This window comes from Polaribacter sp. PL03, from assembly GCF_033875165.1.
GTDB lineage: Bacteria > Bacteroidota > Bacteroidia > Flavobacteriales > Flavobacteriaceae > Polaribacter.
In genome coordinates this window covers 223291-236488 of sequence record NZ_JAWZSV010000001.1, presented here as the reverse complement: position 1 = coordinate 236488, position 13198 = coordinate 223291, and the positions used below count along the sequence as shown (strand labels likewise).

The following is a 13198-nucleotide window of genomic DNA, read 5'->3' as shown; positions in this document are numbered from 1 at the left end:
TTAATAATCAGGCTTTATTTCTAGATAAAGAAACCATATATACAACCTTTATTTTTTAGTATGTAAGATGTATCTTTGCAATGAAGATTAAATAAAGATAAGACGTGAGTTTTAAGAAAGAAGATATATATAAGGCATTAGAAACTATTACTGCTCCTGGAGAAGGAAAAAGTTTGGTAGAAAACAAAAATATAACAAACGTAGTTGCTTTTGGTGATGAAGTTGAAGTAGATGTAACTATTAGTAACCCTACTTTACAGGCAAAAAAGAAAGTAGAAGCAGAAATTACAAAAGCAATTAAGAAAAACGTTGGTGAGCAAATAGCAGTTAAGGTAAACTTAACAGTAGAAAAACCTGCGGTTAAAGAAAACCCGAATCAAATTCGTGGAAAAGAAATACCTAATATTAAGAACATTATTGCAATCGCATCTGGTAAAGGTGGTGTTGGTAAATCTACCATAACAGCTAATACTGCAATATCTTTAGCAAAAATGGGCTTTAATGTTGGTGTTTTAGATGCAGACGTTTATGGGCCATCACAACATATAATGTTCGATGTAGAAAAGAAGAAACCACTTTCTGTAAATATAGAGGGGCGTTCGAAGATGAAACCTGTAGAAAATTACGGAGTTAAATTATTGTCTTTAGGTTTTTTCACAAATCCAGATCAAGCAGTAATTTGGCGTGGACCAATGGCTTCAAAAGCATTAAATCAACTAATTTTCGATGCAGATTGGGGAGAATTAGACTTTTTATTAATCGATTTACCTCCAGGAACAGGAGATGTACATTTATCTATTGTACAAGCTTTACCAATTAGTGGTGCTGTTGTTGTAAGTACACCACAGAATATTGCTCTAGCAGACGCTAAAAAAGGAGTTGCAATGTTTCAGCAAGAAAACATTAATGTACCTGTTTTAGGGATTATAGAAAACATGGCATATTTTACGCCAGAAGAATTACCAAACAATAAATACTATATCTTTGGGCAAGATGGCGCAAAAAATTTAGCAGAAGATATTAAAACAAAGTTCTTAGGAGAAATTCCTTTAGTACAAAGTATTCGAGAATCTGGTGATGTTGGGCATCCTGTAGCATTACAAAATGGTACTGTTTTAGAAAAATCTTTTAAAGAGATTACAAAAGAAATGGTAGCAGAACTATTAAAAAGAAACGCAAATTTACCACCAACAGAAGTTGTTAGAATAACAACAATGAGTGGTTGTAGCACAAAATAAACTAGATTTATGACAGCACAAGAAACATTAGACAATGTAGAAAAAGCGTTAGATGAAATTCGTCCGTTTTTAATAAGCGACGGTGGTAATATTAAACTTTTATCTGTAGAAGATTCTATTGTAAAAGTACAATTAGAAGGCGCTTGTAATGGTTGTTCTGTAAACCAAATGACCTTAAAAAACGGAGTAGAAGCAACTATTAAAAAATATGCACCACAGATAGAAGAAGTAATAAATGTGGCTTAACTAGGTAGAAACTAGTTTTTAAAACTGTATAAAAATATATTTTTGGGCGTTACCTAAAAGGTCGGGCTTTTCGCACTCGCTTTTTTTACTTAAAAAAGTAAAAAAGAGCCCAAACAAGTGCTTCAATCCCTAACGCAATCAATAGCATAATAAACCTCATAAGATAAACCTTATGAGGTTTATTCGTTTAAATATTTAATTACTTTATAGCTATTATTTAAAATGGAACATTTTATTTGTAGAAATTATTTGTTTTCCTTTTTGTATATTTGTAAAACAACGAAATCGATTGAAATGTTTGCAGATTTATTAGCACACTTAAAATTTTTAATGAAACGCAATCCAGAATGATTTCTGTAATTTCTGCTTACGTCAGAATTTCATTATTAAACCTTTACCTTTATTAAAAAAGAGTATCCAGGTTTTAATCATTTAGTTTTTTAATTTTTCAATCTTAAAATTATGCCTTTTTATCATAAATTAGGGACAATTCCACCCAAAAGACACACGCAATTTCGTAAAAAAGACGGTTCTTTATATTACGAACAACTCTTTGGTACTATTGGTTTCGACGGCATGTCTACCAATTCATATCACGAGCACAGACCAACAATGGTTAAAGAAATTCGTAAACAATACTCTGTAAAACCTAAAATTGCCAAAGCAAATAATATTCAATCTTACAGGTTTAGAGGATTTCAAGTTCCGCCAGAAAACGATTATTTAGAAAGTAGAAAAATCGTTTTAACAAATACAGATTGTAATATTATTTTATCAGCACCAAAACAATCTACAGAAGATTATTTTTATAAAAATACAGATGCAGATGAGGTTATTTTTATCCATAAAGGAACCGGGAAGTTAAGAACTCATCTAGGTAACATCAAATTTAAATACGGAGATTATTTAATAATTCCAAGAGGCGTTATTTATAAATTAGATTTCGATGATGAAAACAACAGACTTTTTATTGTAGAATCTTATTCGCCTGTTTACACACCAAAAAGATACAGAAATTACTTTGGTCAATTATTAGAACACTCACCGTTTTGTGAAAGAGATTTAAGAAGACCAGACGAATTAGAAACCCATAACGAATTAGGAGATTTCTTAATTAAAGTAAAAAAACAAGGCGAAATTATAGAAATGATTTACGCTTCACATCCTTTCGATGTAGTAGGTTACGACGGTTATAACTTTCCGTATGCATTTTCAATTCACGATTTCGAACCCATAACAGGTCGTATTCATCAGCCGCCGCCAGTACATCAAACCTTCGAAACAAGCGCATTTGTAATTTGCAGTTTTGTACCTCGTTTATATGACTATCACCCAAACTCAATTCCTGCGCCATACAATCATAGTAACATCGATTCAGACGAAGTTTTGTATTATGTAGATGGCGATTTTATGAGTAGAAACGACATCGATCAAGGTCATATTTCCTTGCATCCGGCCGGAATTCCACATGGTCCACACCCAGGAACTGTAGAAAAAAGTATCGGAAAAACTAAAACCGAAGAATTGGCAGTTATGGTAGACACTTTTAAGCCTTTAATGGTTACAGAAGAAGCCATGAAAATTGCCGATGAAGAATATTATAAATCTTGGTTGGAAGAAAATAAGCATTAGAAGCTATTTCGCGCTTTCCATTATATCTTTTTTTAAGAAAAATAAAAAAAGGATGCCATTTCAATCACGGCTAATTTTTTTGCTAGTAAATAGTATCATTAAAAGTACAATACAATTAATAAGTAAAGATCTCACGGGTTTTTAAAAACCTGTGAGATCTACAAAATATAAATCATCTAAAGATGTCAAAAAAAATAGAATCAGTAAACTACGGTTTAGAAAAAATATTTGAAGGAGCACAAGATTTCCTTCCATTACTTGGTACAGATTATGTAGAATTTTACGTTGGTAACGCAAAACAAGCAGCACATTTCTATAAAACAGCATTTGGTTTTCAATCGCACGCGTATCGCGGATTAGAAACAGGTTCTAAAGATTCTGTTTCTTATGTTTTAACACAAGACAAAATCAAAATAATGCTAACTACACCGTTAAATAGCAAATCGCCAATTAACGATCATATTGTAAAACATGGCGATGGTGTAAAAATTGTGGCACTTTGGGTAGAAGATGCACGAAAAGCATATGAAGAAACTACGACACGCGGAGCGAAATCTTACATGGAACCAACTGTAGAAACAGATGAACATGGAGAAGTTGTAAGAGCAGGAATTTACACCTACGGAGAAACAGTACATATGTTTGTAGAGCGTAAAAATTATAATGGCGCATTTTTACCAGGTTTTCAAAAATGGGAATCAGACTACAATCCACCAACTGCAGGTTTAAAATACATAGATCACATGGTTGGTAATGTAGGTTGGAATCAGATGGACGTTTGGGTAAAATGGTACGAAGATGTTATGGGCTTCGAAAACTTTTTATCTTTTGATGATAAACAAATTCATACAGAATATTCTGCATTAATGAGTAAGGTAATGTCTAACGGAAACGGTAGAATTAAGTTTCCAATAAACGAACCTGCAAAAGCAGCAAAACGTTCTCAAATAGAAGAATATTTAGATTTTTACGAAGGTGCAGGTGTGCAACATATTGCGGTTGCAACAGATGATATTATTAAAACGGTTTCTCAGTTAAAAGCAAACGGAGTAGAATTTTTATCTACACCACCAGATGAATATTATAGATCTGTACCTGGAAGATTAGAAGAATACAGTCATGAATTAAGAGAAGATATCGAAAAATTAAAAGGTTTGGGTATTATGATTGATGCGGACGAAGAAGGATATTTATTACAGATTTTTACAAAACCAATTGAAGATAGACCAACATTATTTTTTGAGATTATTCAAAGAATGGGTGCAAGAGGTTTTGGTGCAGGAAATTTTAAAGCCTTGTTTGAATCTATAGAAAGAGAGCAAGAAAAAAGAGGAACACTTTAGGGTGTTTTAAAGGTTTTTAAAACCTTATCATAGAAAAAAGAAGAACAAAGAGAAACTATTTTATCTTTGTTCTTTTTTTATACCATTAAATTAAATAATGAACAGAGACGAGATTCTAAAAGCTATTGAAGAAAAGTACGATAAATTAGGCGTTCCTGTAGACGCAATGTTAGAAGGCTTGTTATGGAGTACACCAATTACTTATTGGGATTATATTCAGACAGATGCACTTTTAGGTTTGCAAACACCAAGAACAACACAACCAGATGAGATGGTTTTTATCATGTACCATCAAGTAAACGAGTTGTTGTTTAAGATGATTTTGTGGGAGCTAGATCAAGTAGCAAAAACTACAGATGTTTCTGTAGAGAAATTTTCTATGCATTTAAATAGAGTTAGTAATTATTTCGATATGTTGTGTAATTCTTTTTCTGTTATGGCAGACGGTATGGAAAAAGAGCAATATTTAAAATTTAGAAATACATTAACACCAGCAAGTGGTTTTCAAAGTGCACAATACCGTAAAATTGAATTTGCCTCTACAGATCTTATTAATTTAATAGATGCTCGTTATAGAGATTCTATCGATAGGAGTTCATCTTTTAAAAATGCATACAATCATTTATATTGGCAAGCAGCAGGTAAAAATTATACTACAGGTCAGAAATCTACTTTATTAAACCTTTTTGAAGAAAAATATCTAGGCGAGTTTATCCATTTTATGGAAGATTACAATGATATCAATTTATCAAAAAAATTTAAACAACTACCAAAAGAAGTTCAGCAAAACGAAGACCTTGTAAAAGCAATGCGTCATTACGATTATACTGTAAATGTAAAATGGGTAATGGCACATTACAATGCAGCAGGTAAATATTTAGGCGGAAAAGAAAAGGATTTAGAGGCTACAGGAGGAAGTAGTTGGCGTAAGTACATGCATCCTAAATACCAGCGAAGAATTTTTTATCCTTATTTATGGAGCGAAGAAGAATTAAAGAACTGGGGAACGTTTTAAATTTTAAGTTATCATTAAAAAGTCATTTACAAATAGTTAGTAAATGACTTTTTTCTTTTTTGGAACGGTAATTGTCAATACTTTTTTATAAGTTTGAGAACTATGAAAAAATACATCCTAATAATATTTGCGTTCTTTTTGTCTTTAACCTCTTTTTCACAAGAAGAAAAAGTTGCTTTTAAAGGTGGAGAATGGTTGCGTTATAAAATGAGTTATAGTGGTTTTTTAAGAGCTGGTTCTGCTATTTTAGAAGTTGAAGAAACCGATTTAAATGGCAAAAAAGTATTTCATACAAAAGGTTCTGGTTGGACTTCTGGTATGATAAAATGGTTTTTTAAAGTAGATGATGTCTATGAAAGCTATTTTGATAAAGATGATATTAAACCTTACGTATTTAAAAGAAATATTGATGAAGGTGGTTATAAAAAAAACAGAGTAACTAATTTTAACTATAATTCTAATAGCGCGTATATTCAAGATTTTATAAGTCAGAAAGACACCACAGTTGCTTTTTCTAATGTACAAGATATGCTTTCTTCTTTTTACTATTTAAGAAATCAAGATGTAAAAAACATGAAAAAGGGAGATGAAATAGCAATTGATATGTTTATGGATTCGCAAGTCTATCCTTTTAAACTTCGTTTTTTAGGAAAAGAAGTTTTAAAAACAAAATTTGGTAAAGTAAATTCTTTAATATTTAGACCTTTAGTACAGTCTGGTAGAATTTTTAAGGCACAAGAAAGTGTAACTATTTGGATTACTGATGATGCAAATAAAATTCCAATTAAAATGAAGGCAGATTTAGCTGTAGGTTCTTTAAGAGCAGAATTAGAAGCTTATAAAGGTTTAGCTAATGACTTTAAAAAGAGTTAACTATATTTATAAGTCTATTAATAAAACTTTAACGAAACCGTTATAGGAACTTCCTTGTTTAGGTGTAAAAGAAATAAATTTTATTTGTACTTTTGGATGTTAAATTTAATCACTCCTGTTTTTGAAAAATATATTCTACCTCTTATTAATATTTGTTGCATTTTCTTCTTGTAAAACTGAAGAAAAAAAGAAAGATGCTAACGTTAAACCCAAATTAAAACCGAAACCAGTTTATAAATATGGTTATAAAGTAGCAGATTATAAGGTTGTTTTAGATACTATAAGAAGCGGAGAAAGTTTTGGTGCTATTTTAGATAGACACCATGTTAGTTATCCTAAAATAAACCAAATTGCAGGTTCTATAAAAGATGTTTTTGATGTTAGAAGAGTAAGAGCAGGTAAGCCTTACATGATATTATCTAGTAAAGATTCTCTAGAGCAAGCAAAAATTTTTATTTACAAGAATGATAAGATTAGAGCAACTGTAGTAGATTTTAAAGATTCTATTATTGAAGCTCACACCTATCTTCAACCAATAAAAAGAGTAGAAAGAATTGTAGAAGGAAAAATTTATTCGAATCTTTCTAATACAATGGATAGTTTACACTTATCTGCAAGTTTAACCTATTCTGTTGCAGATATATATGCGTGGACTTTAGATTTCTATAAACTTCAAAAAGGAGATTCTTTTAAACTAGTTTTTGAAGAGAAATTTATACAAGATTCTATTTTTGCTGGTTACGGTGAAGTAAAATCGGCTGTATTTAAACATAAAGATCAAGATTTGTATGCTTTTAGATTTGTTGCAGATTCAATAAAAGGAATTCCAGAGTATTACGATGAAAATGGTAATATGTTAAGAAGTCAGTTCTTAAAAAGTCCTATTAAATTTCAATACAGAATTTCTTCGAGATATAATTTAAAGCGAAGAATAGCGCACTATGGTTATAGAATAAAAGCACATAGAGGAACCGATTTTGCCGCGCCAAACGGTACCCCAATTATGTCTACAGCAAATGGAACCGTTGTGGATTCTAGAAGAAAACGCGGAAATGGTAATTATGTAGCAGTAAAGCATAACAGTACTTTTACTACAAAATATTTTCATATGAGTAAAAGAAAAGCTAAAGTTGGCGATTATGTGAAACAAGGAGATATTATTGGTTATGTTGGCTCTACGGGAAGTAGTTCTGGCAATCATGTATGTTATCGTTTCTGGAGAAACGGAAAAGAAGTAGATCCTTTTAAACAAAAATTACCAGCAGCAGAACCTTTAAACGAAAGTGTAAAACCAAGATTTTTAGACTTTATGTATCTTCTAAAAAATCAATTAGACAAAAATCAACCAGAAATAAAAGAACCTACAGTAATAGCTCAAAACTAATAAAATGGCTTTAAAAAACATCAATCCAACCAAAACTCAAGCTTGGGAAAAACTTACAAATCACTTTAATAATAATAAAGATATAAATATTAAAGATTTATGTAAAGACATTAATAGACAAGAAAATTTTTCTTTAGAGTTAGGCGATTTGTCTGTAGATTTTTCTAAAAACAGAGTTACAGAAGAAACTATTTCTTTATTAGTAGCGCTTGCAAAAGAAATTGAATTAAAAGACGCTATTGATAAACAATATGCAGGTGAAGTTATAAATGTTACAGAAGGTAGAGAGGTTTTACATACTGCTTTAAGAAGTAATTCTGAAGAACCAGTTCTTGTTGATGGTAAAAATATAAAACCACAAATACAAGCAGCTTTAAGAAAAATAAGAAGCTTTAGTAATAAGGTTATTTCTGGAAAATGGAAAGGATATACAGGTAAATCTATTACAGATGTTGTTAATATTGGTATTGGTGGGTCTGATCTAGGACCAGATATGGTTGTAGAATCTTTACAATATTATAAAAACCAATTAACTACACATTTTGTTTCTAATATAGACGGAGATCATGTTTCTGAAATAATGAAGAAGCTAAACCCAGAAACTACATTGTTTGTAATTGTATCTAAAACATTTACAACACAAGAAACAATTACAAATGCAGAGACGCTTAAGAATTGGTTTTTAAAGTCTGCTACAATTTTCGATATTCCAAAACATTTTGTGGCGGTTTCAACTAATTTAGAAGCAGTAGATAATTTTGGGGTAGACAAAGCAAACGTTTTTCCTATGTGGAATTGGGTTGGTGGTCGTTTTTCTCTTTGGTCTGCTGTTGGTTTATCTATTAGTTTGTCTGTAGGTTTTGATAATTATAGAGCCTTGTTAGATGGTGCAGAAGAAATGGATTTGCATTATAAGAATACAGAATTTGAAAATAATATTCCGGTAATTTTAGCTTTGCTAAGTATTTGGTATAATAATTTCTATGGTGCAGAAACAGAAGCTGTTTTACCTTATTCTCAATACCTTAAAAAATTACCAGACTATTTGCAGCAAGCTATTATGGAGAGTAATGGTAAAGGTATAGATAGAAACGGAGATAAAATAGACTACCAAACAGGAACTATTGTTTGGGGAAGCACAGGTACAAACATGCAACATGCATTTATGCAATTAGTACACCAAGGAACAAAGTTAATTCCTGCAGATTTTATTGGTTATAAAGAATCTTTATACGGTTTAACAGATCATCACAAGAAGTTAATGGCCAATTATTATGGTCAAATAGAAGCTTTGGCTTTTGGAAAAACAAAAGAAGAAGTTCATTTAGAGTTAAAGTTCTCTGGTGATGAAGATAAAATTGCAAAATTACTACCTTTTAAAGTTTTTGAAGGAAACAGACCAAGTAACTCAATTGTATTCGACAAACTTACACCGCGTTCTTTGGGTAAATTGATAGCTTTATATGAACATAAAATTTACACTCAAGGAATTTTATGGAACATCTATAGTTACGATCAATTTGGTGTAGAACTAGGAAAAGAATTGGCCAAAAAATTATTGAATAAGCAGTAAATTTAGCCTTTTAGGATTAATACTTTAATGAGTTAATAAGTTTTTTATGTTTTGTTAATAATTTTGTTAATATGTAAGTTGTTGGTGTAGAGATTTTAAGATTCTTTTAGTTTAATTTTAAGATTCTTAATATTTTGTTAAACCTTAACATTAAGTTAACTTTAGAACTCTGTAAAAGGAAGAATTTTGCAGAACATTTAATAACATAAAATTATACAATGAAAAATTTTAAAAACTTATTATTTGTAGCACTGTTTTTTGTAACAGCTACAGTATTAGGACAAACTAAAATTACTGGTACGATTGTCGATGAAACCAATCAACCTCTACCAGGTGCAAGTGTTCTTGTAAAAGGAACTACAAACGGAACATCAACAGATTTTAACGGTAAATTCTCTTTACAAGCAAAATCTAATTCTGGTGTTTTAGTTGTATCTTTTATAGGTTACAAACCAAATGAAGTTGCTTTTTCTTCTTCAAAAAAGAATTTAACAATTAAATTACAAGAAGACGCTGGTTCTCTAGATGAGATAGTAGTGGTTTCTAATTCTTTTGCAATTGATAGAAAAACGCCTGTTGCTGTTTCTACTGTTAAAGCTGCAGACATTGAACTTAAATTAGGAACACAAGAATTTCCTGAAATTTTAAAATCTACACCTGGTGTATATGCTACTAAGTCTGGTGGTGGTTACGGAGATGGTAGAATTAACTTACGTGGTTTTAATTCTGAAAACGTTGCTGTAATGATTAACGGAGTACCTGTTAATGATATGGAAAGTGGTAGAGTATTTTGGTCTAACTGGGCTGGTTTAGGAGATGTTACTTCTGCAATGCAAGTTCAAAGAGGTTTAGGTGCTTCTAAAGTTGCTGTGCCTTCTATTGGAGGAACAATAAATATTTTAACAAAAACTTCAGATGTAGAAGAAGGAGGAAACATAGGTTACTCTATTGCAAATGATGGTTATAGTAAATATGGTTTTACATATTCTACAGGATTAATGGATAACGGTGTTGCTGTTTCTGTATCTGCTTCTTCTACAGAAGGTAGAGGTTATGTAGATGGTACTGCTTTTAAAGGTTTTAACTATTTTGTTAATATCACAAAAGAATTTAATGATGCTCATAAATTATCTTTAACTGCTTTTGGTGCAAAGCAACAACACGGTCAAAGACAAAACAGACATTTAATTTCTACTTTTAGAGAAAGTGATAGAGGAAGAAAATTTAACTCAGATTGGGGTTATAAAAATGGTCAGGAAACAAATTCTGAAGACAATTTTTATCACAAGCCTCAAATATCTTTAAATCATTATTGGAATGTAAGTGATAAAACTTTCGTTTCTACAGCAGCATATGTTTCTTTTGGAACTGGTGGTGGTGGTGGCTATAGAGGAGTTAATAAATTTGGCTTCGATAACTCAGATTATAGAATTGGTAATTTAGGTACAATCAACTTTGATAAAATTGTTGATGAAAACATTGCTTTAGGAACAAATGGTTCTGAATCTATATTAAGAGCTTCTAGAAATGACCACGTTTGGTATGGTGTTTTATCTACTTTAAAAACAGACGTAACAGATGAGTTAACTTTTTTAACAGGTATAGATGTTAGAGGTTACAAAGGAATTCACTTTACAGAAGTTACAGATTTATTAGGAGGTCAATATTATTTAGATAACTCTAATAAAAATAACCCAAACAATCAAACGCAAGTTGGAGACAAAATAGCTTATGATAATGATGGTAAAGTTGGCTGGTTTGGTGGCTTTGCTCAGTTAGAGTATTCTAAAGATAACCTTAGTGGTTTTCTTTCTGCAAACGTTTCTAATACATCTTACCAAAGAGTAGATCGTTTTAACTATTTAGATTCAGATCCAGAACAAACTTCAGAAAAATTTAACTTTATTGGTTTTGGTACTAAAGGTGGTGTAAACTATAATTTAGATGATAATCATGGTATTTTTGCTAACTTAGGTTATTTTGAAAGAGCTCCTTATTTTAATGCTATTTTTACAAGTTTTGTAAGTAATACAGATACTAACGAAGACGCTCCTAATCAAAAAATTACAAGTTATGAACTTGGTTATACTTACAGAGCAGAAAAACTTACTGCAAATGTAAATATTTATAGAACTGAGTGGAGAGATAGAACAGAAACTGCTAGTTTTCAACAATTAGATGGTACAAACGCAACTGCTAATATCTTAGGAGTAAGTGCTATTCACCAAGGAGTTGAATTAGATTTTACTTATAGAGCTACAGATAAATTAAAAATTACTGGTATGGCTTCTTTAGGAGACTGGAGATGGGGTAGTAACGTAGAAAACGTTAAAATCTTTAACGATGCACAAGTAGAAGTTGCTGAGGTAGATTTATTTATAAAAGATTTACATGTTGGTGATGCTGCTCAAACTACGTTTGCTTTAGGTACAAGTTATAAATTAACGCCAGAAACTACTTTTACTATAGATGCAAATCACTTTGCAAACTTGTATTCAGATTTTGATCCAAGTGATAGAGGTACAGCTGGAGCACCAGATGCATGGAAAGTTCCTTCTTTTACATTATTTGATACTGCAATAAGACACAAATTTAAATTTGGAAGTTTTGATACTTCTATTATCGCAAGAGTTAATAATGTATTTGATACAGTTTATATTTCAGATGCTCAAGATAGAGGAACTTCATCAGCTGCTGAAGCACAAGTTTATTATGGTGCTGGAAGAACATTTAGTGTTGGAGCAAAAATTAATTTTTAAATATATATAAAAATGAAAAAAATATTTTATTTATTCGCAATTACAGCGTTCGTATTTACTTCATGTAATCCTTTAGAGGACGTAAATGAAGAAGTAGACGCACTTACAGCAAACGATGCTTTAGTAGACGATCTTGTACTTACTCTAACAGATGAAGATTATACAACTTTAGAGTTAAACTTTGGAAACTTTAGTTCTGAAGAAGATGCTAAAGAAATGTTACCTGGTTTTTTATCAGCAAAATATCCTCAATTAGGAGCTACATTTCTTGCAAATGGAGACGTTAATCAATCTTCTTCTGCATTAGTAACTTACAAGTTATTCAATAAGAAAAATGATGAAAAAAGCTTTGTAAATTATACAGTTTCAGCAGCAGATTACACTGCTCAGGGGTTAAGTTTTCCAAACTTTTCTAGTTTAAATCAAATTACTGCATTTTTAGATACTAAATATCCAAGTGCAGAAAATAGATTATTGGTAGATTTAACTTATGATTATTATAATGGTACAACAAGTACTTTAAATAATGGTTTTATTAACAATAGCGGTACTTGGGAAATGTCTATTGGTATTAGCGATGATGAGTATACTGCAATGGGAGAAGGTAGAGCTCAATTTTCATCTGAAGATGAAGCATTCGTAAAAATACCTTTATACTTAAAGAATAAGTTGTCTTTTGAGGCACCAGTTTCTGGAAGAATAGAAGGTGTTATGTACAAATTATATGATAGTAGTGCTAGAGTTGTAAAAAGCTATGTAGCGTTCTTTATTTATGACGGTGCAACTTGGACTAAATATAACAACGTAATTAACGAAACAATTAAGTTAGGTCACAACGGTGTTAATTGGGTACCAGATAACACTATTAAAGTTACTTTGTCAAATGCAGACTATACTTTAGTTGGTAACGGATTCTTTAATAACTTCGATTTAAGATCAGGTAAAGATGAAGAAACTGTTGAACAACGTTTAGCAAAAATTAATACAATTTTGAAAAACAACTACCCAAGTGCAGTTGTAGGTCAGAAATTTGCAGTTACTTATGCTTTTTATGATGGTTCTAATGGTAATGCAACATTAAATGTTGTTTTAGAAGGATCAGATTACGTTTTACAATAGTAACATATTTATAAAA

General features: G+C 31.0%; 10 protein-coding genes. All 10 read left to right on the top strand.

Features of this window, described 5'->3' with window-relative positions; genetic code table 11:
- The first annotated feature begins 104 nt into the window (after positions 1-104).
- The 10 genes from SHK09_RS00970 to SHK09_RS00925 all read left to right on the top strand — a co-directional run bounded on the left by SHK09_RS00970 (position 105) and on the right by SHK09_RS00925 (position 13182).
- Positions 105-1238, top strand: a complete 1134-nt coding sequence (locus tag SHK09_RS00970; protein WP_319808896.1) for an Mrp/NBP35 family ATP-binding protein — start codon at positions 105-107, stop codon at positions 1236-1238.
- A 9-nt stretch (positions 1239-1247) separates the two neighbouring features.
- Positions 1248-1484: a NifU family protein gene (locus SHK09_RS00965; protein ID WP_319808895.1), complete on the top strand. Its 237-nt coding sequence runs from the start codon at positions 1248-1250 to the stop codon at positions 1482-1484.
- A gap of 462 nt (positions 1485-1946) precedes the next feature.
- A complete protein-coding gene (locus SHK09_RS00960; RefSeq protein ID WP_319808894.1) occupies positions 1947-3116 on the top strand; it encodes a homogentisate 1,2-dioxygenase in 1170 nt (389 codons plus the stop codon).
- Between the two features lie 182 nt (positions 3117-3298).
- Positions 3299-4459 (top strand): 4-hydroxyphenylpyruvate dioxygenase, encoded by a 1161-nt coding sequence (hppD, locus tag SHK09_RS00955; RefSeq protein WP_319808893.1) that lies wholly within the window; start codon positions 3299-3301, stop codon positions 4457-4459.
- A 97-nt stretch (positions 4460-4556) separates the two neighbouring features.
- On the top strand, positions 4557-5474 hold the full coding sequence (locus tag SHK09_RS00950; protein ID WP_319808892.1) for a tryptophan 2,3-dioxygenase family protein: 918 nt from the start codon (positions 4557-4559) through the stop codon (positions 5472-5474).
- A 102-nt stretch (positions 5475-5576) separates the two neighbouring features.
- Positions 5577-6347, top strand: a complete 771-nt coding sequence (locus tag SHK09_RS00945) for a DUF3108 domain-containing protein (protein WP_319808891.1) — start codon at positions 5577-5579, stop codon at positions 6345-6347.
- A 121-nt stretch (positions 6348-6468) separates the two neighbouring features.
- The gene (locus SHK09_RS00940) at positions 6469-7731 is read left to right on the top strand and encodes a peptidoglycan DD-metalloendopeptidase family protein (protein WP_319808890.1); all 1263 of its coding nucleotides are present in this window, start codon (positions 6469-6471) and stop codon (positions 7729-7731) included.
- Between the two features lie 4 nt (positions 7732-7735).
- Positions 7736-9304 carry a glucose-6-phosphate isomerase gene (gene pgi, locus SHK09_RS00935; protein WP_319808889.1) on the top strand — a complete coding sequence of 523 codons (1569 nt, stop codon included), beginning with the start codon at positions 7736-7738 and terminating at the stop codon, positions 9302-9304.
- Between the two features lie 218 nt (positions 9305-9522).
- Positions 9523-12063, top strand: coding sequence for a TonB-dependent receptor (locus SHK09_RS00930; RefSeq protein ID WP_319808888.1), 2541 nt, complete (start codon positions 9523-9525; stop codon positions 12061-12063).
- A 12-nt stretch (positions 12064-12075) separates the two neighbouring features.
- Positions 12076-13182: a hypothetical protein gene (locus tag SHK09_RS00925; protein WP_319808887.1), complete on the top strand. Its 1107-nt coding sequence runs from the start codon at positions 12076-12078 to the stop codon at positions 13180-13182.
- The last annotated feature ends 16 nt before the right edge of the window (positions 13183-13198 follow it).

Bases quoted from the DNA above. Each gene is read 5' to 3' on its own strand.
- SHK09_RS00945 (WP_319808891.1), top strand. From the start codon at position 5,577: ATGAAAAAATACATCCTAATAATATTTGCGTTCTTTTTGTCTTTAACC.
- pgi (WP_319808889.1), top strand. From the start codon at position 7,736: ATGGCTTTAAAAAACATCAATCCAACCAAAACTCAAGCTTGGGAAAAA.
- SHK09_RS00925 (WP_319808887.1), top strand. From the start codon at position 12,076: ATGAAAAAAATATTTTATTTATTCGCAATTACAGCGTTCGTATTTACT.
- SHK09_RS00930 (WP_319808888.1), top strand. From the start codon at position 9,523: ATGAAAAATTTTAAAAACTTATTATTTGTAGCACTGTTTTTTGTAACA.
- SHK09_RS00950 (WP_319808892.1), top strand. From the start codon at position 4,557: ATGAACAGAGACGAGATTCTAAAAGCTATTGAAGAAAAGTACGATAAA.
- hppD (WP_319808893.1), top strand. From the start codon at position 3,299: ATGTCAAAAAAAATAGAATCAGTAAACTACGGTTTAGAAAAAATATTT.
- SHK09_RS00965 (WP_319808895.1), top strand. From the start codon at position 1,248: ATGACAGCACAAGAAACATTAGACAATGTAGAAAAAGCGTTAGATGAA.
- SHK09_RS00960 (WP_319808894.1), top strand. From the start codon at position 1,947: ATGCCTTTTTATCATAAATTAGGGACAATTCCACCCAAAAGACACACG.